Here is a 21,977-nt window from a genome sequence, read left to right on the forward strand (position 1 = left end):
AGCCGGTGCCAAGGTCGTGCTCGGCGCCCGCCGCACCGACCGGCTGGAAGCGCTGGCTGAAGAGATCGCCGCCAATGGCGGCACCGTCCGCATCCGCCGGCTCGACGTCACCGATCGGCAGGACTTTCAGGCCTTCACCGAATTCGCGCTGGCCGAATTCGGCCGCATCGACGTCATCGTCAACAATGCCGGCCTGATGCCGCTGTCGCTGATGTCGTCGCTCAAGGTCGAGGAATGGGATCGGATGATCGACGTGAACATCCGCGGCGTGCTCTATGGCATCGCCGCCGTCCTGCCGGTCATGAACGGTCAGGGCTTTGGCCAGATCATCAACATCTCGTCCGTCGGTGGCCTCGGCGTGGTGCCGACCGCGGCAGTCTATTGCGCCACCAAATACGCGGTGCGGGCGATCTCCGACGGACTGCGCCAGGAGAACGACAGGATCCGCGTCACCTGCGTCTATCCGGGCGTCGTGGAATCCGAGCTTGCCGGCACGATCACCGACCCGGTCGCGGCGGATGCGATGAAGACCTATCGCAGCGTCGCCCTGACGCCCGATGCGATCGGCCGCGCCATCCTGCATGTCATCGACCAGCCGGAAGATGTGGATACCAACGAGATCGTCGTGCGCCCGACCCGCACCCTGTAACCAGGCTCCAGGATGCGGTGGGGATTTACCGCACCGCATCATACTCTGCTTGCAAAACGCCGCGCCTCAGCCGAAAGTGCACAATTGACGGTCTCTCCTCAAAAGGTGCTAGAAATTAGGCATGGCAGCGCGGCAACGCATCATTCCCGTTCGGCGTGAATACAATCGTTGGGTCGCCAACCAGACGCTGGAGGACTACGCCCTCCGTTTCACCGCCAAGAGCGCCCGCCGGTTTTCCTCCAGCCGCATTTCCCAGACCGCCATCGGCGCCATCTCCTTTCTGGCGCTGGAGGCGATCGGCGGCACGATCACCCTCTCCTACGGCACCACCAACGCAATTTTCGCGATCATCGCGGCTGCCGTCGCCATGCTGGCGATCGGCTGGCCGATCAGCCGTTACGCGATCCGCCACGGCGTCGATATCGACCTCCTGACCCGTGGCGCAAGCTTCGGTTATATCGGCTCGACCATCACCTCGCTGATCTATGCGAGCTTCACGTTCATGCTGTTTGCGATCGAGGCGTCGATCATGACCGGCGCGCTGGATCTCGCCTTCGGCATTCCGCCCTGGATCGGCTACATCATCAGCGCCGTGGTGGTCATCCCGCTGGTCATCTACGGCGTGCAGCTCATCTCTCGCTTCCAGCTGATCACCCAGCCGTTCTGGATCGTGCTGAACATCCTGCCCTTCGTGTTCATCGCCTTCATGGACTGGCAGAAGTTCGATCTCTGGCGTGCCTTTGCCGGTATCGGCCATTCGAACGCCCAGGTCGGCGGACCAGCCCCGTTCAACCTGGTCGAGTTCGGCGCGGCCTCCGCAGTCATCCTCGCTTTGATGCCGCAGATCGGCGAGCAGGTCGACTTCCTGCGCTTCCTGCCGCCGGAGGGCCTCGACAAGTGGCGTCACCGGTTCGCCGTCTTCCTCGCCGGCCCCGGCTGGGTGGTGGTCGGCGTGCCGAAGCTCCTGGCAGGCTCGTTCCTCGCTGTCCTGACGCTCTCGACCGCCGTGCCGATCCGCGAGGCGGCAGACCCGGCGCATATGTATTTTGCGGCCTTCGGCTACATGATCCCCAACGATACGGCCGCGCTGCTGCTGATGGCAGCCTTCGTGGTCGTCTCGCAGTTGAAGATCAACGTGATGAACGCCTATGCGGGCTCGCTCGCCTGGTCGAACTTCTTCTCGCGCCTCACCCACAGCCATCCAGGCCGTGTCGTCTGGCTGGTGTTCAACGTGGTGATCGCGCTGCTTTTGATGGAGCTCGGCATCTACCGGCTGCTCGAAGCGACGCTCGGCATCTTCTCGATCATCGCCATGGCCTGGCTCTGCACCATCTCGGCCGATCTCATCATCAACAAGCCGCTCGGCCTGTCGCCCGAAGGTATCGAGTTCAAGCGCGCCCATCTCTACGACATCAACCCGGTGGGCTTAGGCTCGATGTTCGGCTCGGCGGCGATAGCGCTCGCCGCCCATTTCGGCCTGTTCGGCCCGTTGATGACCTCGCTCGCCACCTATGTGACGCTGATCGCCTTCCTGATTTCGCCGGCGCTCGCCTTTGCGACCAAGGGCAAATTTTACCTCGCCCGAAAACCGCGCCAGAGCTGGAAGACGGTCGGCTCGATCACCTGTTCCATCTGCGAACACCCGTTCGAGCACGAGGACATGGCGTGGTGCCCCGCCTATGCCGCGCCGATCTGCTCGCTCTGCTGCTCGCTCGATAGCCGCTGTCACGACATGTGCAAGCCGCATGCGCGGCTGAACACCCAGGTTGGCGCGGTCGCTCGCTCCTTCCTGCCGGAAAGCGTCATCACCCGGCTGACGACGCGCCTCGGGCGTTATGCCACCACGGCGGTATTTTCGATCTCGATGATCGGCGCGATCCTCGGCATGATCGCCTACCAGGTCAGCCATGCAACCCCCGTCAACGCCGAGGTCATCTATGGCACGGTGCTGATCGTCTTTTTCGTCTTCGCGATCATCGCCGGCATCGTTTCCTGGTTCTATGTGCTCGCCCATGACAGCCGGGTGGTGGCGGAAGAGGAATCCTCCCGCCAGAACACGCTGCTCTTGAAGGAAATCGCCGCCCACAAGAAGACCGACGCGGCACTTCAAGACGCCAAGGAAACCGCCGAGGCCGCCAATCGCGCCAAGAGCCGTTACGTCGTCGGCCTTTCCCACGAGCTGCGCACACCGCTCAACGCCGTGCTCGGTTACGCCCAGATCCTCGAGCGCGACGAGACCATCCCCGCCCCGCGCCAGTCGGCAATCAAGGTCATCAAGCGCTCCGCCGACCATCTGTCTGGCCTGATCGACGGGCTGCTCGACATTTCCAAGATCGAGGCGGGCCGGCTGCAGGTCTATTCCAACGAGATCAACATCCAGGATTTTCTCGACCAGATCGTCGAGATGTTCGGCCTACAGGCACAGGCCAAGGGTCTGACCTTCGAGCACGAGCGCGCCCGCGCCCTGCCGCAATATGTCCGCACCGACGAGAAGCGGCTGCGCCAGATCCTCGTCAATCTTCTCTCGAACGCGATTAAGTTTACCGACGACGGCACGGTGAAATTCGACATCGCCTATCGCAGCCAGGTCGCTACCTTCACCGTCTCCGATACCGGCCGGGGCATTGCGGAAAAGGATCTCGGCCGCATCTACGAACCCTTCCAGCGCGGCGAGGCGGAAAGCATCAGGCCGATGCCCGGCCTCGGTCTCGGCCTCACCATCACCCAGTTGCTGACCAATACGCTCGGCGGCGAGATCGCGGTCGCCAGCACCAAGGGCGAAGGCTCGATCTTCAAGGTGCGACTGATGCTGTCCGCCATCGAGCGGCCCAACACGACACCGGCGGCGGAAAAGAAGATCGTCTCCTATACAGGCCCGCGCCGCACAATCGTCATCGTCGACGACAACGAGGACCACCGCGACCTGATGCGCGAGGTGCTGGTGCCGATGGATTTCGTCGTGCTGACCGCCAATAGCGGGCCGGACTGCCTGACGCTGATCGAGGGGGTGACGCCGGACCTCTTCCTGGTCGATATTTCGATGCCCGGCATGAGCGGCTGGCAACTCGTCTCCCGGCTGCGCGAGATCGGCCAGGTGGCCCCGATCGTCATGCTCTCGGCCAACATCGGCGACGGTATCGCGACGCATTCCGGCGACGAGGGCCATAACGACGCGATCGCCAAACCGGTCGACATCCGCAGGCTTGCCGACAAGCTCGCCGCCCATCTCGGCCTCGTCTGGATCTACGAGAACGAAACGGTGGTTCCGGCGGTCGTTGGCCCGAAAAAGCCGATCAAAAGTCCGGGGACGAACCATGTCCAGGACCTTTTGCGGCTCGGCGAAATCGGCTACGTCCGCGGTATCGAAGCGAAACTCGCCGATCTCGCCCGGGAGGAGGAACACCGCCCCTTCACGGAAGAACTCGGCGCCTACGTGCAGGCCTTCGACCTCGCCGGTTATATGAAATTCCTGAGCCGCCTTGAGGCAGAAAGGACGAGTGATGGCTGAAACTGCTCTGCCGCGCGATATCGTCCTTCTCGTGGACGACAGTCCCGAAACGCTGGGCTTCCTGACCGAAGCGCTCGAAAAATCCGGCTTTTCGGTGCTGATCGCCACCGCCGGCCAGTCGGCGCTCAACATCGTCGAGCGCATCACCCCGGACCTCATCCTGCTCGACGCCGTGATGCCCGGCATGGACGGTTTCGAGACCTGCCGCAAGCTGAAGACCAATGGCGCCGTTGCGCAAGTACCGGTCATCTTCATGACGGGCCTCACCGAGACCGAACATGTGGTCAACGCGCTCGATTCCGGCGGCGTCGACTATCTGACCAAACCGATCAACATCGACGAACTGCGCGCCCGCATCCGGGTGCACCTTTCCAATGCCCGTTCGGCCCAGAGCGCCCGCGTGGCGCTCGACGCCGCCGGCCGCCATCTGCTGGCGGTCAAGGCGAGTGGAGCGATCCACTGGTCGACCCCCCAGGCGACACGGCTGATCAACGCGGCCACCAACAGCGACGATGGGCTCGACATCGTTTCCCGCCGGATTTCCACCTGGATGGCCGAGCGTGACAAGCCCGGTTTTGCCCGCGACGCCGCCTTCGCCCTCGTCCAGAACGGCCAGGCGAGCCTACAGTTCTCCTTCCTCGGCGCGATCGGCGCCGACGAACATCTCTTCCGCCTGACGGCCGCCAACAAACGCCCCGACGACGAAGTGCTGCGCCAGCATTTCCCGGTGACCCAGCGCGAATCCGAAGTGCTGCTGTGGATCGCCAAGGGCAAATCGAACCGCGACATCGGCGACATCCTCGGCCTCTCGGCACGCACGGTGAACAAGCATCTGGAACAGATCTATGTGAAGCTCGGCGTCGAAAACCGCGCATCGGCCGCCGTTAAGGCCGCTCATGTCCTGCATGGCGAGGAGCGGTCAGCGTAGCCGACAACGATCCGGCGAACCGTTTCGAGCGACGAACAAGCTTCTCTGCGTGGCGACGACAGACGCTTCGCTGCAGTCAGGCTTTTTTGAAAAACTTGTTGATGACCAGACCAACGACGATCTGAACAACAAGCCCGGAAATACCGCCCCCGACCAGCTGACCAGCGAGCGCCGCAAAATCGACGCCTCCAGCCGCCGCGCCGCCGGCTCCAAGAAGCGAGCCGAGGATTGAACCACCGCCAACTCCACCGACCGCGCCGGCTATGATATTTCCGATCTGACCGAGATCGGCATCCTTCAGGATTTTCCCACCCGCGGCCCCGCCGACGGCACCGCCAATGACCTGGGCAATAATGGCACTCAGATCCATAACATCACCTCTCCTCAAATTGGATTATCCAGGCTTAGGACCTGTTGAATTCATCCAATCCAAGTGACGGATTTCGTACCCGGTTAGGAGGGGAAATGCAGGAAATGCTCGCACATTTTCAAATCTTCCCGACGCAGTCTTGGCGCGAAACCCGTCTCGTCCTTCGGGTTCGGCTGAATTTAACAGGCCCTGACCCTTGATATGTCAGATAGTGGAGATTTCCAAGTCCGGAATTCAGCTGCCAGTTTAGTGAGACTCCGACGTGCCGCCTATAAGTGCTCCCAAACGCAAAGAAGCCCGGTTTTTGACCGGGCTCCCTTCTAAGATACGGTTGCCGATAACGGCTCAGCCCTGCGGGAAGTAGCTGTACTTGCCGTCCGGACCCTTCTTCCATTCGTACATGATATAGCCCGGAATCTTCGGGTCGCCCTTTGCGTCGAAGGCAATGTCGCCGAGAACGGTCTTGAACGGACCCTTTGCATGCAGCGTCTTGGCAACGGCTTCGGCGTCGTCGGCCTTGCCGGTTGCCTTGATGCCGGCAGCGATGACCTGCACGGCTGCGTAGGAATACAGCGTGTAGGCTTCCGGGTTGAAGCCGGCTGCCTTGAACTTGGCAACCAGGTCCTTGTTGGCCGGGTTCAGCGTCGGATCGGGGCCGAAGGTGTTGAGCGTGCCTGCGACGGCGTCGCCGGCGATCGAAGCCAGTTCGTTGGAGACGATACCGTCACCCGAAACGAGCGTGGCCTTGAGGCCCTGGTCCTTGGCCTGGCGGATGATCAGGCCGGCTTCGGTGTGGAGACCGCCCCAGTAGATGATCGAGACGCCGGCTTCCTTCATCTTGGAGATGAGAGCCGAGAAGTCCTTGTCGCCGACGTTGACGCCTTCGCGGATGACTTCCTTGAGGCCCTTGGCGTTCATTGCCTTCTTGGTCTCATCGGCAAGGCCCTGGCCGTAAGGCGTCTTGTCGTCGATGATGGCGATCTTCGCGCCCTTGAACTTGTCGGCGAGATAAGCGCCGGCAACACCACCCTGCTGGTCGTCACGACCGCAGGTACGGAAGACGTTCCACAGGCCACGCTCGGTGAAGACCGGGTTGGTCGCAGCCGGGGTGATTTCCAGCATGCCGTTTTCGGCATAGACTTCCTTGGAAGCCGGAATGGACACGCCGGAGTTGAAGTGGCCAACCACGTACTTGACGCCGTCGGATGCAAACTTGTTGGCAACCGAGATGCCCTGCTTGGGGTCCGATACGTCGTCGCCGAGGACGATCTTGATCTTTTCGCCGTTGATGCCGCCGGCGGCATTGATGTCGGCTGCTGCCTGTTCGGCACCCTTCTGGAGCTGCGCACCGAAGGCGGCGTTCGGACCCGTGAGCGGACCGCCGACGCCAATAACGATGTCGGCCCATGCGCTACCGCTGAAGGCGACCATGGCCGTCAGCGCAACCGCGGAAAGAAGAGACTTCTTCATCGAGTTACTCCCAATTTTTTAGGTGAGCTGATTTTTCGAGACCGGACGCAATACCCACCATCACTGCGCCGGAAATGTTCCACTCTAGGTTACTTATGATTTCAACCCGAGCTAATCTGAGGACAGAAAAGTGCGGCTGTCAATCTTTCTTCTTGAAGGAGAAAGCCGAAGTCGGCTCGTAGAGCCAATAGTAATTCTGCACCATCTGGCGTGTCCGGCGAATGCGGAATCCGGCGCCCGAAAAGACGAGCAGGACGATCACGTCGAGGACGTAGTAGAACGGGCTGATGAACGGCCCCTGGAACAGCGCATAGTGCAGAAAACGCATCGCCACGCCGAGTAGCAGCGTATAGACCACCACCGTCGGATAGCCGTTCCAGCCCTCGGCGGCGGCCTTGCCCGACCGCCAGGCAGTCCAGAAACCGATCATCAGCACGAGGAAACGCAAGAGGTAACGCACGCCGCTGTCGCTTTCGAAAAACAGTCCCTGCATCCTAAATTCCTCCGGTCGTCAAAAGTACAACCTTTGCGATCAATGCCGTCCACCTTCAAGGTAAGCGGCGCGCACTTCCGGATTGGCGAGAAGTTCTTTTCCGGAACCGCTCATCGTCACCTTGCCGTTGACCATCACATAACCGCGGTCGGAGAGCTTCAAAGCCGCGAACGCGTTCTGCTCGACGAGGAAGACGGTCAGGCCCTCTTCCTTGTTCAGCTTCTTGATCGCCTCGAAAATGCCCTTGACGATCAGCGGCGCCAGGCCCAGCGAAGGTTCGTCGAGCAGGAGCAGCTTCGGCCGGGCCATCAGCGCGCGCCCTATCGACAGCATCTGCTGTTCACCGCCCGAAAGCGTGCCTCCGCGCTGGCTCTGGCGTTCCTTGAGGCGCGGGAAGAGCGTGAAGATCTTCTCGACGTCCTCGTTGAAATATTTGAGGTTGTCGAGGCCGGCCCCCATCTGCAGGTTCTCGTAGACGGTCATGCGCGGAAAGATCCGCCGGCCTTCGGGAGACTGGGCGATGCGGCGCCGCGCGATCAAATGCGTCGGCAGCTTGGTGATGTCCTCGCCGTCGAAAATGATCGAGCCGGCTCGGGCCTGCGGGCTGCCGCAGATGGTCATCATCAGCGTCGACTTGCCGGCACCGTTGGCACCGATAAGGCTGACGATCTCGCCCTTGTTGACTTCGACATCGACGCCTGCGAGTGCACGGATATTGCCGTAATAAGTCTCGACAGCCTCGACTTTCAGAAGGTTCTCGGCCGCCATCAGTGATTGCCCCCCTCGAGTTCTACCGCAATCACCTCTTCCACCTCGTCATCCTCGACGCCGAGATACGCGGCGATCACTCGTGGGTCGTTCTTCACATGGTCCGGCGAACCGTCGGAAATCTTCTGGCCGTATTCCAGCACCACGACATGGTCGGAAATCTCCATGACCACCGACATGTCGTGCTCGATCAGCAGGATCGACGCACCCTCGTCACGGATCTGATGCAGGAGCGTGTTGAGAGCCGCCGATTCGCGCGGGTTGAGGCCGGCCGCCGGCTCGTCGAGGCACAGCAGTTCCGGATTGGTGCACATCGCACGAGCGATTTCGAGCCGCCGCTGAGCGCCATAGGGAAGATCGCCGGCGGGATCGTCGGCGCGATCGGTCAGATCGGCCTTGTCGAGCCAGTACTTCGCCTTTTCGATCGAGGCATCGACGGCCCTGCTATAGGCCGGCAGGCCGAGAAGCCCGAGGATCGTGTAGCCCGATGCCTTCATCAAGGCATTGTGCTGCGCGACCAGCAGGTTTTCGAGCACCGTCAGGCCCGAGAACAGGCGGATGTTCTGGAACGTGCGGGCGACGCCGGCCAGTTTGGGGATCTCGAAGTCGCGCAGGCGTTCCAGCAGGTATTCCTTGCCGTCCCTGCGCTGCAGGGTGAGCATGCCCATGGTCGGTTTGTAGAAGCCGGTGATGCAGTTGAACACCGTCGTCTTGCCGGCGCCGTTCGGGCCGATCAGCGCGGTGATCTCGCCGCGCCGCACTTCCAGCGACAGATCGTTGATGGCCATCAGGCCGCCGAACTTCATCGACAGATGCTCGACCTTGAGGATCGTATCGCCAGCAATGCCACTCGTCATAGTCGTCGTTCCGGGAGCCATCAGCCGTGGCCCTCCTTGGTAAAGCTTCCTGAAACCGCCCGGCGCTCCTTGAGGAAGGCCGTCGGTTCTCGCGATCCGACGAAGCCGCGCGGCTTGAACAGCATGACGATGATCATCGCCAGACCGAAGAGCAGCATGCGGTAGAGTTCAGGGGTGAAGTCCGGTCCGAACACGGCCTTGAGGAAGGACATCTCGCGCAGCACCTCGGTACCGCCCACCATCACCACCGCGGCGATGGCAATGCCGGTCAGCGAGCCCATGCCGCCGAGAACGACGATTGCCAGGATCACGGCCGATTCCAGGAAGACGAAGCTTTCCGGCGACACGAAGCCCTGGCGGGTGGCGAAGAAGGAGCCAGCCACCCCTCCGAACATCGCGCCGGTCGCAAAGGCGGTCAGCTTGGTGGTGACGGTATTGATGCCGAGCGAACGGCAGGCGATCTCGTCCTCGCGCAACGCTTCCCAGGCCCGGCCGATCGGCATGCGCCGAAGCCGGATGGTGACGTAGGCGGTGAGCATGCAGAGCGCCAGGATGATGTAGAACAGGAATATCTTGTAATAGACCGAGGAAGCCGACAGGCCCCACGCCTTGACGAAACTGTTCGCGCTGCCGGTATCGAAGGACCAGATGCCGAAGAACGAAGCCTTGGCGATACCCGAAATCCCGAATGTTCCCTTGGTCACGTCGGTCCAATTGATCAGCACCAGGCGGATGATTTCACCGAAGGCGAGCGTCACGATGGCGAGATAGTCGCCCCTCAGCCTCAGAACCGGGAAGCCGAGAATGATCCCCCAGAGTGCTGCAAGAATGCCCGACATCGGCAAGAGCAGCCAGAAGGACAGGCCGAAATAGGAGGACAGCAGCGCATAGGAATAGGCGCCGACCGCATAGAAGGCGACATAACCGAGGTCGAGCAGTCCGGCAAGGCCGACGACGATGTTCAGGCCCCAGGCGAGCATCACGTAGATGAGGATCTGGATGCCGAAATTGTCGACATATTTCAGCGAGCCCTGCTTGCCGACGATCAGCAGCGACAGGAAGGGATAGACCAGCAGGAAAACCAGCGCGATCTTGAGGAAATGCCTGTGGAAGAAGCTCTTGTTCTCGGAAATCTCGAGAACTCCACTCTTTGCCTTGGCGAGCTTGCGACGGTCGACATGCGGCTTGATGAAGCCGACAGTCAGGAAGCGGCCGACCGCAGCAACAGCCACGAAGATCGCCAGCAGACCCCAGCGGGTGCGCCAGACGAGCGCGTTGTTGATGTCCTGATAGGTCTCGATGCCGACGAACAGCAGGAACATGAAAAAGGCGATGACGCCGGCGAACAGTCCTTCCCGTACCGCCTTGGCAAGCACGTTCGGGTGACCGGTTTCGGTGGAAGCTGTCATGTTACACCTTCTCCACTTCCGGCCGGCCGAGAATGCCGGTCGGCTTGAAGATCAGCACGAAAGCGAGGATCGCAAACGTGGCGACGTCCTTGTAGGCGATGGAGAAATAGGCCGACCACAGCGACTCGATGAGGCCGATCAGAAGCCCGCCGAGAACAGCACCCGGCAACGACCCGATGCCGCCGAGAACCGCTGCGGTGAACGCCTTGACGCCTGGGATGAAGCCGTCGTTGAACGAGGCGACGCCATAATACATCAGATACATGCCACCGGCGACCGCCGCGAGCGCTGCACCCATGATGAAGGTGATCGAGATCGTCCGGTCGACATCAACGCCGAGCAGCGCCGCCATCTTGCGGTCCTGCTCGGTCGCCCGCTGGGCGCGGCCGAGCGGCGTCTTGTTGACGATGTACCAGAAGGCGAACAGCAGCACCGCCGTGATGATGACGATGAGCACCTGCTTCAGCGAGATGGTGATGCCGCCGATATGGAAGACGTCGGTCACCATCGGCGGGATCGGCTTGTTGCGCGGGCCCTGCGTCACCTGGATGAAGTTGGACAGCACGATCGACATGCCGATCGCGGTGATCAGCGGCGCAAGCCGGAATGAACCGCGCAACGGCCGGTAAGCGACCCGCTCGATCGTCCAGTTCCACAACCCCGTCATCAGCATGCCGACGAGTAACATCAGCAGCAGAAGCAACGCCACCGGAATGCCGGCGAAGAAGGAGGTTGCGATCAGGAAGACGATGAGAGCGGCAAAGCCGCCAAGCATGAAAATATCGCCATGGGCGAAGTTGATCATGCCGATGATGCCATAAACCATCGTATAGCCGATTGCGACAAGGCCATAGATGGATCCAAGAGTCAGCCCGTTGATGAGCTGCTGGATAAAATACTCCATATATTTTCCCCTGGATGCGATCCCGGAAGGGTCGCATCTCGTTTATTTGCCCCTTGCGGGTTCTTACGTTCTTTGGCGCATTCCATAACGTTTTCGTAAGGAATGGGAAGACAAAAAGCCGCGAGACCGACAAAATCGCAGCACTTCTCAACAATCTGGCAACACAAAGATCAGAAATTCCAAAAAACCGGCAGCTTCTGTCGAAAAATTAGCCAAGGCGCCCGGTTTTCGAAATTAAAGATCGTCCCGCGGTTAACGTTAAATTCAGATTCGACCCTCGCCCTGCAGGCTCGGCGCTCAGTCCACGAAGCCGCGGGTCAGTGCATGCTCGCGGCCCATCTCCATCAGCTCCTCGAAAACCGATCCGGCAAGCGAGCGCGGCACGATGATCTCGAACGTGTCGGCACCGGTGCGCGCGACATTTACCTCAGCGTGGCAGCACAATATCGCGGCGGAATGCCCCTCCTCGAACACCTCCGGATGCAGATCGATCGCCACGCATTTGGCCAGTATCTTTCGCACGCTCGGGCCGGAGATTTCCATCAAGACCCGGCCGTCGCTCTGGTCGACCACGGATGCGCCCGCGATTTCGGACAGCATGCCGGCGACCGTCTCGGCCCCGACCGTCCGCGACACGGCAAGCCATTCGGACGGGCTGCAGAAGCGCGGCGCCACATCCGGAGCATTCCACAGGGCCTCGGCGACGGCGGCCTCCTGGCCTGCATGGGCGAGAACGGTGAAGATTACCGCCCGACGAATAATGGAGAGGTGGTTCGGATTGGGGTCCGTCTCGAAACCGGAAATATGATCCTCGAGGACATGCCGGTGGAGAAGGTTGATCGACATTAAGCAGCCCTCAGAGATGCAGTTTGCTGTTTTCGGGATCGACGAAGACTGGCGGACAGACTTCGCTGAGCACTTCCGAACCGCGCAACCCGTCCCAGACCATGATCCGTTCGCCGATCCGCTCGCGCCCGGATTTCAGCATGGCGAGCGCGATGAAATGCCCGAGCGTTGGCGAAAAACAAGCCGACGAGACAAAGCCCTGGTCGTTGGCGAGGGAGGGCTTTGCACCATCCTTCAGGAGATGCGCACCGGCCTTGATCTCCTTGTCGGCCTCGACCGGCTTCAGACCCACGAGCTGCAGCCGGTCGGCCGCCGTCAACCCGAATCGCGTGGAGAGCCGCTTGCCGATGAAATCCGGCTTCTGCATCGCCATCATCCGGCCGAGCCCGACATCGTCCGCCGTGGTGCGGCCATCGAGCTCGCTATGGGTGACATGCCCCTTCTCGACGCGCAGCACGTTGAGCGCCTCGACGCCATAAGCGCAGATCCCTTCCTCATGCCCTGCATCCATGACCGCATCGGCAACGGCCTCGCCGTAGCCGGCCGGAACCGCAAGCTCGTAGGCGAGCTCGCCCGAGAAGGAGATGCGGAAAAGGCGGGCCTTCAGGCCGCCGCGGAGCGTCACGTCCCGGGCAGCCAGGAAGGGGAAGGCCGCGTCGGAAATATCGTCCTGCACCACGCGGCTCATGATGATTCGCGCCTTCGGCCCGGCAAGCGACATCTGCGCCCATTGATCCGTCGAGGAGACGAAGCGCACGTCGAGTTCCGGCCAGAAGGTCTGCGCCGAGAATTCCAGATGTGCGAGCACGTCCGCGGCATAGGCCGTCGTCGTGGTCATGACATAGTGGTTTTCGGAAAGCCGGCTCGCTGTTCCGTCGTCGAAGACGATACCGTCCTCGCGCAGCATCAGCCCGTAGCGGGCCCTTCCGACAGGCAGCTTGAGAAAGCCGTTCGAATAGATGCGGTCGAGGAATTCCGCCGCCCCTGCGCCAAAGATCTCGATCTTGCCGAGGGTGGAGACGTCGCAGAGCCCCGCGTTGGAGCGGACGTTCAGGACCTCGCGATCGACGCTCTCCCGCCAGGTCTTTTCGCCCTCCCGCGGGAACCAGGCGGAACGGTACCAGAGGCCTGAGTCCACGAAGGTCGCACCATTCTTCCGCGCCCAGTTATGCAGCGGCGAGGTGCGCACCGGAGCCGCATGTTCGGCCCGCGCAGTGCCGGCGAGAGCGCCGAACGAGACCGGTGTGTAGAACGGCCGGAATGTGGTGGTGCCGATCTCGGCAGGCGACACCCCGCGCATGCCGGCGACGATTCCGGCCGCGTTGACGTTGCCGAGCTTGCCCTGGTCGGTCGCCATGCCGGCGGTCGTGTAACGCTTGGTGTGCTCGATATGGCGAAAACCTTCCCGCTGGGCGAGGCCGAGATCGCCGACATGCACATCGTTCTGGAAATCGACGAAAGCCTTGTCCCGGGCACCCGGCACGTACCAGAGCGGCACGAAGGACGGATCGTATTCGCCCTCGACCTCGGGCGTTTCAAGCGCGCCCACCAGCCTGCCCAGCGCCTCGAGTGCGGCATGCGCCTTGGCCGAACCGTCCTTCAGACAATCCCCGATCGACGCATGACCGGCAGCCGAACCCGCAGCCAAGAAAGCGCCGCCGACGTCAGGCGGCAGAAATGCCTGCTTCTCGTCCGACCACACCGGCTTGGCGCCGCGCTGGCACATCAGATGCACGATCGGCGACCAGCCGCCCGACATCGCCAACGCATCGCAGCCAATCACCTCCTCGAAGCCGGAACGCTCGGCAATCAGCCCCTCGATTCGGTGGCGCCCCTTGGTAGCGATGACCGAGCCGTTGCGGATGACCCTCACGCTTTCCGGCACCGGATCGGCCGATTGCGGCCGCGCATCGATGATGGCGGTGACGTCGACGCCCTGCGCTAAGAGATCGGCCGCGGTGCGGTACCCGGAGCCGCCATTGGTGAAGACGGCGACCTTGCCGCCGACAGCGACGCCGTAGCGGTTGAGATAGGTGCGGGCAGCCCCTGCCGTCACCACGCCCGGCTTGTCGTTACCGCCGAAGACGAGCGGCCGTTCCTCCGCTCCAGTGGCGAGGATCGCCTGCTTGGCGACGACGCGCCACAGCCGCTCCATCGGCAGGTCCGGCGATGGCGAGGCCACGTGTTTCTGCACCCGCTCGACGGCACCGAACACCATGTCGTCATACCAGCCGAACACGGTCGTACGCGGCATCAGAGTGACATTCGGCAGCGACGCCAGTTCCGCGACGATATCAGCCGCGAATTCCGCAGCCGGCCGCCCGTCGACCGCCGCGCTTTCCGACAGCAGCGAACCGCCCAGCCGAAACCCCTCGTCCGCCAGAACAACCCGCACCCCTGCCCGGCCCGCCGCAAGCGCCGCCATGAGACCGGTCGGGCCCGCGCCGATCACCAGCAGGTCGCAATGCGCCCAGGACTTTTCGTAACGGTCCGGATCAGCCTGCATCGTGGCCTTGCCGAGCCCGGCGGCGCGACGGATCAGCGGCTCGTACAGCTTTTCCCAAAGCACGCCCGGCCACATGAAGGTCTTGTAGTAGAAACCGGCGCCGAGGAACGGCGAGAAGAGATCGTTCACCGCGCCGAAATCGTGTTTCAGCGACGGCCAGCGGTTCTGGCTTGCGGCGGCAAGGCCGTTATAGAGCTCGACCACCGTCGCACGGGCATTCGGCTCGGCCCGCGCGCCGGACCCGATCGTCATCAGCGCGTTGGGCTCGGCGGAGCCTGCCGTCACCACGCCGCGCGGGCGATGGTACTTGAAGCTGCGGGCGATCAGCATCTGATCGTTGGCAAGCAGCGCCGAGGCGAGCGTATCGCCCTCGAACCCCTTGTAGGTCTGGCCGTCGAAGGTGAAGCTGAGCGACTGGCCGCGATTGATCGCGCCGCCGGACCCGAGACGATAGGAGGTCATTCGGCAGCTCCCGCCCACTTGAATTCCGAAGCGTCGGTCACGCCGAAAACCTCATGGGTGAGGTTGTCGCGCTCGACCACCAGAAAACGGCGGCAGCCGGCGATATGGTGCCAATATTCCTGGTATCGGCCCTTCGGATTGTCCCTCACATAGACATAAGCGTGCCAGACCTCGTCCTTGGCGGTCGGTGAAGGGCGTTTCGGCGCGGCGGCCCCGCGGATCGAAAACTCTTCCTTGGGTCTGGTGCCGCAATGCGGACAGGTGATCAGGCTTGCCATGGGGGATCTTGCTCAGTGGAGGTTCGGCTGAGGGCCGCGGCCCGCTTCGTCGATCGTGTAGCCGCGCTCGAACCGGTCGAGCCGCATGAAGCGGGTGACGTGATGCGTCTCGTTTTTGGCGATCAGGTGGGCAAAACAGAAACCGGAGGCCGGCGTCGCCTTAAAGCCGCCGTAACACCAGCCGCAGTTCAGATAGAGATTGTCGATCGGCGTGCGATCGATGATCGGCGATCCGTCCATCGACATGTCCATGACACCGCCCCAGCTTCTCAAGACCTTGGCGCGCGACAGGCCGGGGATCAGCGACACACCCTCCTCCATCGTGTGCTCGACCGTCTGCAGATTGCCACGCTGCGCATAGGAGGAATAGAAATCGATCTCGGCGCCGAACACCAGCCCGCCCTTGTCCGACTGCGATATATAGAAATGGCCGGCGCCATAGGTGATCACATGGTCGACGACGGGCTTCAGCCCTTCCGAAACGAAGGCCTGCAGCACATGCGACTCGATCGGCAGTTCGAGATCGGCCATCCGCCCGACGGTGGTCGTATTGCCGGCTGCTGCGAGCGCCAGTTTGTTGCAGCCGATGAAGCCCCTGGTCGTCTCGACACCGGTGACGAGACCGTTCTCGCGGCGGATACCCGTCACCTCGCAATGCTGGATCAGGTCGACGCCGCGGGCGTCCGCCCCACGGCCGTAACCCCAGGCGACCGCATCATGCCGCACCGTGCCGGCGCGCTTCTGGTAGAGAGCGCCCATGATCGGGAAACGGGCGTGGTCGAAATTGAGATAGGGCGCTTTTCTGCGCACCTGCTCGCGGTCGAGCAGTTCGGCGTCAACGCCATGGATACGCATGCCGTTGCCCCTGCGGGCATAGGCGTCCCGCTGGCCGTCGGAATGGAAGAGGTTGAGCATGCCGCGCTGCGAGACCATGGCATTGTAGTTGAAATCCCGCTCCAGCCCTTCCCAGAGCTTCAGCGAGAACTCGTAGAACGGGTTGTTGCCTTCGAGCAGATAGTTGGAGCGGATGATCGTCGTGTTGCGCCCGACATTGCCGGAGCCGAGATAGCCCTTTTCAAGCACCGCGACATTGGTAATGCCGAATTCCTTGGCGAGATAGTAGGCGGTCGCAAGCCCGTGCCCGCCGCCGCCGACAATGATGACGTCGTAATGCGGTTTCGGCTGCGGTTCGCGCCAGGCCGGCTTCCACATCCGGTTGCCGGACAGCGCTTCCTTGAAGATCGAATAGGCCGAATAACGCATGCTTTTCCCTGTCTCTCGCCGCGCTCACATTCGCATATGCGAGAGAAAGGACAAGCGCAATCAGGACATCCAGAAGCCTGCATGCGGCGAAACGCCCATCCGTTGCTTCAAAGGCACGCAGTGTTGAAGCGGGTACGTTTCAGCAGGTCCCTGTCAGGCTTTTCAAAGGCTTGGCCGCCTCCGCCTCCCCGTCTCTGCGATAGGCCTTAGACTCCCGGGCGACCGAATGGAGACAGCCATGGCCGACACGACCGCGAACCTGAACATGCCTTTCATCCTGCCCTCGCAGGCCCAGAAACACGTGACGCACAACGAGTCGCTGCTGCGGCTCGACGCGCTGGTGCATCTGACGATCACCGAGGAACTCGAGAACCCGCCCGGCGCACCCGCCGAGGGCGCCTGTTATCTGGTCGCGACCGCGCCGACCGGCGCCTGGGCCGGTAAGACGGGACACATTGCCTCCTGGCAGGATGGCTATTGGGCATTTACAGAGCCACGTGTCGGCTGGCGCGCCTGGTTTGCCGCTTCCCAAAGGCTGAAAGTATTTTCCGGCACGCTCTGGCAGGACATCCCCCTGCCCGCGACCGGCCGCCTCGACGAACTCGGCATCAATGCGACGCCCGACAGCACCAACCGGCTTGTGCTCGCCTCGCCGGCAAGCCTGTTCAACCACGCCGGCAACGGTCACCAGATCAAGGTCAACAAGGCCGCCTCGACCGACACGGCCTCGCTGCTCTTCCAGTCGAACTGGACGGGTTATGCGGAAATGGGCCTGGCCGGCGACACCGAGTTCTCCGTCAAGGTCAGCGACGGGACGACCTGGAAAACGGGCCTATCGATCTCGCCCGGCGGCCATGTTTCGCAACCGAACCAGCCGGCCGCCCGCGCTTACCGCACCGGCACCAGTTTCGCTCCGACCGCCGGCCAGCAGAGCGGCTTCACCACCTTCACCCTCGCACACGGCGGCCTTTCGCTGGGCACCGCGGTTGCCGGCGGCGGCAACCGGGTCGTCGTGCCAGCTGACGGCCTGTACCTCGTCGCCCTCAATGTCGCGGTCCTGTCGTCGTCCGGCCATGCGACCAGCCTGATGCAGAATGCAACGCAGCCGCTTATTCTGTTGAACGGCATCGCCGGTGGAGCACAAATGCAGTCCGCAACGGGAATCTTTTCCTTTTCCGCCGGAGATTACCTGACACTCGGGCATGCAGGAACCGCACAACTGGAATTGGGCGCCGGAAAAACAGAGCTATCCTTGGCAATGCTGTCATAACAGCAAATTCTAAAGTTCTTTTCATTCTTAACGCCAGGTTAACTTGGCTGATGACTCATCTCGGGAGGTGTTCTATTAAAGGCCACCGCTGCCTTCGAGGCTCGGGGGTAGAGCACGGGTGGCTGGTTTTGAGTGTTCCTGATCTGCATGACGACGCCGCCGACAGGTCGAGCGCCAGGCGGCGTGGCGAGCCGCCGCCAACTCGCATTTGGCAATCCATCGCACCACCTAAATCCTGCCCTGGATCCACCCGCCTTGCATCCAGCGGCAGCCGTCGGGTGCAACTCGCGGCAAAGCGCGCAATCGACATCGGCGTCTCGCTTTCGGCACTGGTCCTGCTCCTGCCGCTGATGCTGGTCGTCGCGCTGGCGATCCGCATCGACAGCGACGGCCCGGTGCTTTTCACACAGACGCGCTGGGGCAAGGACGGCTGCAGGTTCCGGGTCTACAAGTTCCGCTCCATGCGCACCGACCTCGGCGACGCGAAGGGGATCGCCCAGACGGTGCGCGACGATCCGCGCATCACCCGTGTCGGCGCTCTCATCCGCAAGGCCAATATCGACGAACTGCCCCAGCTTCTGAACGTCCTGAAAGGCGACATGTCGCTGGTCGGACCGCGTTGTCACGCGATCGACATGCTCGCTGCCGGCATTCCTTACGAGAACCTGGTTGCAGATTATCATCGCCGCCATTCGATGCGACCCGGCATGACCGGCCTGGCACAGATGCGCGGTCTTCGCGGACCAACGGATCGCCCCGGCAAGGCGCGCGCCCGTATCGCATGCGACCTCCATTACATCGACAATTTCTCTATTTTGCTCGACCTGCGTATCATGTTCGGCACGCTGCTCGCCGAATTTCGTGGCGGCGAAGGTTTCTGATCGCCGCCTTCGCCGGGGCTGCCCAACCATCGAAACACCGCCTTTTCAGCGGCCGGGAAGCCTTTTTCGTCCTGCCTTGGGACACGCAATGCGATTGTTGCCACAGTGGGAACAAATGCTGCGGCCTGTTTAGTCAAATATTAAAACTGGGCGGCTAGGCTCACCGACGTGGTCTTGCGTTGTGTAGAGAGTCCAATGACCGAAATGATACGTCCCCGAGTAAAATATGTCATCGGCCCCGATGGCAGCCCCTTGACGATCGCCGATCTTCCGCCGGCCAATACGCGCCGCTGGGTCATCCGGCGAAAGGCAGAGGTGGTAGCCGCGGTTCGCGGCGGCCTGTTGAGCTTGGAAGAAGCCTGCGAGCGTTACACGCTCACCGTCGAGGAATTCCTGTCCTGGCAGTCCTCCATCAACGATCACGGCCTGGCCGGCCTGCGCACCACGCGCATTCAGCAATATCGTCACTGACGCCGAATTCGCGGGTGCCAAGCCCGCACCGGAAAACAAAAGGTGCCGCTGCAATGGATGCAGCGGCACCTTTCGGTTTCTAAAAATCGGTCAGTTCTGCCCCGATCCGATCCGGGACAATGACGGCAGCAGTCCGGCGATGATGGCCGAGGCGGCGTAGAACCAGAGGCCCGGCTGCGAGACCGCAACAGCCAGGCCGCTGCTCTTCGCGGCGAAGACGACGATCGCCACCAGCATCACGTCCATCATCGACCATTTCGAGAGATGCGGCATCGCGCGGCGGAAAAATCCCCCCTCCGCCGACCGTCCGGACAGCTGCACCGCTAATCCCAAAAGCTTGACGATCGGAAAAACGATCGAAAACAGCCCGACCACCATCGACAATGCCACATCTCCCTCTTGGAACAGTGCCGCGACGAGTGCCAGCAGAGACGGAGTCTCGGTGAAGAAATAGAGCCGCTCAAAACGGATGATCGGCAGGAAGAGCCCGAGCGCCAGAAAGATCGTGGCCAGCGCCAGAAGAAGCGGCCGCAGCCAGTTCATCGCTTTCTCCGTTGACGATGTGTCAGCCTTGGGCAGGCAGTTTAAGCTATTTCCCTCCGGCCCTCCCCGTATTACACCATCGGCGAACGGACAGAAGCAGGACAATCATGAATATCACCGATGAAGAGACGCGGTCGGGCGGCCGCTACGTGGCCGAGGTCGAAGGTCATTATGCGGAAATGACCTATTCGCGCGCCTCCCCGGAACTTATCATCGTCGACCATACCGGAGTTCCCGACGAACTTCGCGGCAAAGGGGTCGGCCAGGCGCTGGCGTTGCATGCAGTGGAAGAAGCCCGCAAGGGTGGCTGGAAGATCATCCCGCTCTGCCCGTTCTTCAAGGCCCAGGCGGAACGACACCCCGACTGGCAGGATATTCTTCGTTAACGTGGGATGCCGAACCCGAATCACAGACGTTAACGGAAAACAAAAAACGGAAATGGGGCCCGGCACCGCGGCACCGCCCCAGATTATGACATTCCGTCGTTGATGCCGCCCGACTAAGCGCGGGCGCGCATTCCGCCATCGCGCTCTTCGAGCGCCGAGGCCTTGGCAAATTCCGCTTCCGCTTCCTCAAGCGCCAGTTCTGCGCTTTCCTCCTGGACCTTCAGCTCGCGAATCGACACCTGAAGGTTGTCCGCGCGCTGGCGGGCCGCCTTTGCGAAAGTCGGATAAGCGAAGTGATTCCGGTCGGTAATCCCGGATTTCTTCTCTTCCAGAGTGATCTGATGCTCGAGCTCTTTAGACATTCTCTCAAATTCGGCCATCATCATCTGCAACTGCTGCAGTTGACGACGCTTTTCGGTGACCTGAAAACTTTTCAGGCGAACCAGGCTGTCACGCGACTTCATACGCAATACTCCGTGGATAGCGAGACCCAGGCCCGTGTATCCGGATTGGTACACTCCGGATCAAAAAATTCCCGCGACGTTAATAAATTAAGCTTCGCGTTAACCTTTCGTTTACGGGCATCATTAATGATAAACCGGATCGTTTAAGGGTCGGTAAATGCCAGGGCCTAAATTGGCCGCGACAATGTATGAGTCGAATGAATCACTTAGCGGAATTTCCTCATCCGCTGATTCAGTCCTGGTGATGACCAATCTTAAAGGGAAATCAGGTTGCTACTAATTTTGCTTAACGAAATCATGAACCTTGCCAGGTTGAATCATAATTTGTTAACCATTTAGTGGCAGCTTCCAAATCAGGCTCAGTCTGGATCCGTATCGAGTAAGGGGGCAAAGATACCTTACGCGGCGGTAAAGGGGAAAAATATGCGGGTTCTACTCATCGAAGATGACAGCGCGACTGCCCAGAGCATCGAGCTGATGCTGAAATCGGAAAGCTTTAACGTCTATACGACCGACCTCGGTGAGGAAGGTGTCGATCTCGGCAAGCTTTACGACTATGATATCATTCTCCTCGACCTCAACCTGCCCGACATGTCGGGCTACGAAGTGCTTCGCACTCTGAGGCTTTCGAAGGTCAAAACACCGATCCTCATCCTGTCCGGCATGGCCGGCATCGAAGACAAGGTCCGTGGTCTCGGTTTCGGCGCCGATGACTATATGACCAAGCCCTTCCATAAGGATGAACTGGTCGCTCGCATCCACGCGATCGTCCGCCGTTCCAAGGGTCATGCACAGTCGATCATCATCACCGGCGAACTGATCGTCAATCTCGACGCCAAGACCGTCGAAGTCGGCGGCCAGCGCGTTCACCTGACGGGCAAGGAATACCAGATGCTGGAGCTCCTTTCGCTCCGCAAGGGTACCACGCTCACCAAGGAAATGTTCCTGAACCACCTTTACGGCGGCATGGACGAGCCGGAACTGAAGATCATCGACGTTTTCATCTGCAAGCTGCGCAAGAAGCTTGCCAATGCCGCCGGCGGCGCAAATTACATCGAAACCGTCTGGGGCCGTGGCTACGTGCTGCGTGAACCTGAGGCGGAATACGCCGAAACCGCCTGAGCTGCCTTGAAAATCCCCTTTCGAAACGTCCGCCTGGCTTGCCCGGCGGGCGTTTTGTTTTGAGCCTGCTTGCGGACCTCAAACGAAAAGCGGCGGCCATGTGGGCTGCCCTGGGTCGAGCGGATGTAG

At 61.4% G+C, this 21,977-nt stretch carries 21 protein-coding genes; 8 read left to right on the forward strand and 13 right to left on the reverse strand.

Features of this window, described 5'->3' with window-relative positions:
- From MOV63_RS25200 to MOV63_RS25210, 3 genes are all read left to right on the forward strand, one after another.
- Positions 1 to 649: SDR family oxidoreductase (locus MOV63_RS25200; RefSeq protein ID WP_247038006.1), on the forward strand; the 649-nt coding region annotated here is incomplete at its 5' end.
- Between the two features lie 121 nt (positions 650 to 770).
- Positions 771 to 4,157 carry an ATP-binding protein gene (locus MOV63_RS25205; RefSeq protein WP_247038008.1) on the forward strand — a complete coding sequence of 1,129 codons (3,387 nt, stop codon included), beginning with the start codon at positions 771 to 773 and terminating at the stop codon, positions 4,155 to 4,157.
- The gene (locus tag MOV63_RS25210) at positions 4,150 to 5,085 is read left to right on the forward strand and encodes a response regulator transcription factor (RefSeq protein ID WP_046600930.1); all 936 of its coding nucleotides are present in this window, start codon (positions 4,150 to 4,152) and stop codon (positions 5,083 to 5,085) included. Before MOV63_RS25205 ends, MOV63_RS25210 begins: the two co-directional genes overlap by 8 nt.
- Before the next feature lie 76 nt (positions 5,086 to 5,161).
- On the opposite strand, the gene MOV63_RS25215 is transcribed toward MOV63_RS25210, so the two are convergent.
- From MOV63_RS25215 to MOV63_RS25265, 11 genes are all read right to left on the reverse strand, one after another.
- Entirely contained in the window at positions 5,162 to 5,455 is a 294-nt protein-coding gene (locus MOV63_RS25215) for a hypothetical protein (RefSeq protein WP_038544591.1), read from the reverse strand.
- 345 nt (positions 5,456 to 5,800) lie between these two features.
- Positions 5,801 to 6,925, reverse strand: a complete 1,125-nt coding sequence (locus MOV63_RS25220; RefSeq protein WP_038544593.1) for a branched-chain amino acid ABC transporter substrate-binding protein — start codon at positions 6,923 to 6,925, stop codon at positions 5,801 to 5,803.
- A gap of 139 nt (positions 6,926 to 7,064) precedes the next feature.
- Positions 7,065 to 7,418, reverse strand: coding sequence for a DUF6867 family protein (locus MOV63_RS25225; protein WP_038544595.1), 354 nt, complete (start codon positions 7,416 to 7,418; stop codon positions 7,065 to 7,067).
- A 39-nt stretch (positions 7,419 to 7,457) separates the two neighbouring features.
- Positions 7,458 to 8,186 (reverse strand): ABC transporter ATP-binding protein, encoded by a 729-nt coding sequence (locus MOV63_RS25230; protein WP_247038010.1) that lies wholly within the window; start codon positions 8,184 to 8,186, stop codon positions 7,458 to 7,460.
- On the reverse strand, positions 8,186 to 9,064 hold the full coding sequence (locus MOV63_RS25235) for an ABC transporter ATP-binding protein (protein WP_247038012.1): 879 nt from the start codon (positions 9,062 to 9,064) through the stop codon (positions 8,186 to 8,188). The genes MOV63_RS25230 and MOV63_RS25235 overlap by 1 nt, the downstream gene beginning before the upstream one ends.
- Positions 9,064 to 10,452 (reverse strand): high-affinity branched-chain amino acid ABC transporter permease LivM, encoded by a 1,389-nt coding sequence (livM, locus tag MOV63_RS25240; protein ID WP_247038014.1) that lies wholly within the window; start codon positions 10,450 to 10,452, stop codon positions 9,064 to 9,066. Before livM ends, MOV63_RS25235 begins: the two co-directional genes overlap by 1 nt.
- Position 10,453: 1 nt before the next feature.
- A complete protein-coding gene (locus MOV63_RS25245; protein WP_038544603.1) occupies positions 10,454 to 11,356 on the reverse strand; it encodes a branched-chain amino acid ABC transporter permease in 903 nt (300 codons plus the stop codon).
- Positions 11,357 to 11,653: 297 nt separating this feature from the next.
- Positions 11,654 to 12,202, reverse strand: a complete 549-nt coding sequence (locus MOV63_RS25250) for a sarcosine oxidase subunit gamma (protein ID WP_247038016.1) — start codon at positions 12,200 to 12,202, stop codon at positions 11,654 to 11,656.
- 10 nt (positions 12,203 to 12,212) lie between these two features.
- Entirely contained in the window at positions 12,213 to 15,170 is a 2,958-nt protein-coding gene (locus MOV63_RS25255) for a sarcosine oxidase subunit alpha family protein (protein ID WP_247038018.1), read from the reverse strand.
- Positions 15,167 to 15,448 (reverse strand): sarcosine oxidase subunit delta, encoded by a 282-nt coding sequence (locus MOV63_RS25260; protein WP_247038020.1) that lies wholly within the window; start codon positions 15,446 to 15,448, stop codon positions 15,167 to 15,169. Before MOV63_RS25260 ends, MOV63_RS25255 begins: the two co-directional genes overlap by 4 nt.
- Positions 15,449 to 15,460: 12 nt before the next feature.
- Positions 15,461 to 16,711, reverse strand: coding sequence for a sarcosine oxidase subunit beta family protein (locus MOV63_RS25265; RefSeq protein WP_247038022.1), 1,251 nt, complete (start codon positions 16,709 to 16,711; stop codon positions 15,461 to 15,463).
- Positions 16,712 to 16,949: 238 nt separating this feature from the next.
- On the opposite strand from MOV63_RS25265, the gene MOV63_RS25270 reads away from it, so the two are divergent.
- The 3 genes from MOV63_RS25270 to MOV63_RS25280 all read left to right on the forward strand — a co-directional run bounded on the left by MOV63_RS25270 (position 16,950) and on the right by MOV63_RS25280 (position 19,333).
- On the forward strand, positions 16,950 to 17,981 hold the full coding sequence (locus MOV63_RS25270; protein ID WP_247038024.1) for a DUF2793 domain-containing protein: 1,032 nt from the start codon (positions 16,950 to 16,952) through the stop codon (positions 17,979 to 17,981).
- 128 nt (positions 17,982 to 18,109) lie between these two features.
- The gene (locus MOV63_RS25275; RefSeq protein WP_405029381.1) at positions 18,110 to 18,862 is read left to right on the forward strand and encodes a sugar transferase; all 753 of its coding nucleotides are present in this window, start codon (positions 18,110 to 18,112) and stop codon (positions 18,860 to 18,862) included.
- A gap of 195 nt (positions 18,863 to 19,057) precedes the next feature.
- The gene (locus MOV63_RS25280) at positions 19,058 to 19,333 is read left to right on the forward strand and encodes a DUF1153 domain-containing protein (RefSeq protein WP_018327815.1); all 276 of its coding nucleotides are present in this window, start codon (positions 19,058 to 19,060) and stop codon (positions 19,331 to 19,333) included.
- Between the two features lie 90 nt (positions 19,334 to 19,423).
- Here MOV63_RS25280 and MOV63_RS25285 read toward each other — a convergent pair whose 3' ends face one another.
- Entirely contained in the window at positions 19,424 to 19,876 is a 453-nt protein-coding gene (locus MOV63_RS25285; protein WP_247038026.1) for a paraquat-inducible protein A, read from the reverse strand.
- 107 nt (positions 19,877 to 19,983) lie between these two features.
- On the opposite strand from MOV63_RS25285, the gene MOV63_RS25290 reads away from it, so the two are divergent.
- Complete coding sequence (locus MOV63_RS25290; RefSeq protein ID WP_247038028.1) at positions 19,984 to 20,262, forward strand: GNAT family N-acetyltransferase; 279 nt, start codon at positions 19,984 to 19,986, stop codon at positions 20,260 to 20,262.
- Positions 20,263 to 20,375: 113 nt separating this feature from the next.
- Here the strand turns inward: MOV63_RS25290 and MOV63_RS25295 are convergent, their stop codons facing one another.
- Positions 20,376 to 20,726, reverse strand: coding sequence for a hypothetical protein (locus MOV63_RS25295; RefSeq protein ID WP_007769465.1), 351 nt, complete (start codon positions 20,724 to 20,726; stop codon positions 20,376 to 20,378).
- Positions 20,727 to 21,149: 423 nt separating this feature from the next.
- On the opposite strand from MOV63_RS25295, the gene ctrA reads away from it, so the two are divergent.
- The gene (ctrA, locus tag MOV63_RS25300) at positions 21,150 to 21,848 is read left to right on the forward strand and encodes a response regulator transcription factor CtrA (RefSeq protein WP_038544621.1); all 699 of its coding nucleotides are present in this window, start codon (positions 21,150 to 21,152) and stop codon (positions 21,846 to 21,848) included.
- Positions 21,849 to 21,977: the final 129 nt, after the last annotated feature.

It is taken from the genome of Neorhizobium sp. SHOUNA12A (genome assembly GCF_023006505.1).
GTDB lineage: Bacteria > Pseudomonadota > Alphaproteobacteria > Rhizobiales > Rhizobiaceae > Neorhizobium.

Excerpts from the sequence above, each read along its gene's own strand:
- MOV63_RS25265 (WP_247038022.1), bottom strand. The coding sequence starts at position 16,711 with ATGCGTTATTCGGCCTATTCGATCTTCAAGGAAGCGCTGTCCGGCAAC.
- MOV63_RS25290 (WP_247038028.1), top strand. The coding sequence starts at position 19,984 with ATGAATATCACCGATGAAGAGACGCGGTCGGGCGGCCGCTACGTGGCC.
- MOV63_RS25255 (WP_247038018.1), bottom strand. The coding sequence starts at position 15,170 with ATGACCTCCTATCGTCTCGGGTCCGGCGGCGCGATCAATCGCGGCCAG.
- MOV63_RS25250 (WP_247038016.1), bottom strand. The coding sequence starts at position 12,202 with ATGTCGATCAACCTTCTCCACCGGCATGTCCTCGAGGATCATATTTCC.
- MOV63_RS25205 (WP_247038008.1), top strand. The coding sequence starts at position 771 with ATGGCAGCGCGGCAACGCATCATTCCCGTTCGGCGTGAATACAATCGT.
- MOV63_RS25225 (WP_038544595.1), bottom strand. The coding sequence starts at position 7,418 with ATGCAGGGACTGTTTTTCGAAAGCGACAGCGGCGTGCGTTACCTCTTG.
- MOV63_RS25260 (WP_247038020.1), bottom strand. The coding sequence starts at position 15,448 with ATGGCAAGCCTGATCACCTGTCCGCATTGCGGCACCAGACCCAAGGAA.
- MOV63_RS25215 (WP_038544591.1), bottom strand. The coding sequence starts at position 5,455 with ATGGATCTGAGTGCCATTATTGCCCAGGTCATTGGCGGTGCCGTCGGC.
- MOV63_RS25220 (WP_038544593.1), bottom strand. The coding sequence starts at position 6,925 with ATGAAGAAGTCTCTTCTTTCCGCGGTTGCGCTGACGGCCATGGTCGCC.
- MOV63_RS25280 (WP_018327815.1), top strand. The coding sequence starts at position 19,058 with ATGACCGAAATGATACGTCCCCGAGTAAAATATGTCATCGGCCCCGAT.
- MOV63_RS25285 (WP_247038026.1), bottom strand. The coding sequence starts at position 19,876 with ATGAACTGGCTGCGGCCGCTTCTTCTGGCGCTGGCCACGATCTTTCTG.
- ctrA (WP_038544621.1), top strand. The coding sequence starts at position 21,150 with ATGCGGGTTCTACTCATCGAAGATGACAGCGCGACTGCCCAGAGCATC.
- MOV63_RS25210 (WP_046600930.1), top strand. The coding sequence starts at position 4,150 with ATGGCTGAAACTGCTCTGCCGCGCGATATCGTCCTTCTCGTGGACGAC.
- MOV63_RS25235 (WP_247038012.1), bottom strand. The coding sequence starts at position 9,064 with ATGGCTCCCGGAACGACGACTATGACGAGTGGCATTGCTGGCGATACG.
- MOV63_RS25245 (WP_038544603.1), bottom strand. The coding sequence starts at position 11,356 with ATGGAGTATTTTATCCAGCAGCTCATCAACGGGCTGACTCTTGGATCC.
- MOV63_RS25295 (WP_007769465.1), bottom strand. The coding sequence starts at position 20,726 with ATGAAGTCGCGTGACAGCCTGGTTCGCCTGAAAAGTTTTCAGGTCACC.
- MOV63_RS25230 (WP_247038010.1), bottom strand. The coding sequence starts at position 8,186 with ATGGCGGCCGAGAACCTTCTGAAAGTCGAGGCTGTCGAGACTTATTAC.
- MOV63_RS25270 (WP_247038024.1), top strand. The coding sequence starts at position 16,950 with ATGGCCGACACGACCGCGAACCTGAACATGCCTTTCATCCTGCCCTCG.
- livM (WP_247038014.1), bottom strand. The coding sequence starts at position 10,452 with ATGACAGCTTCCACCGAAACCGGTCACCCGAACGTGCTTGCCAAGGCG.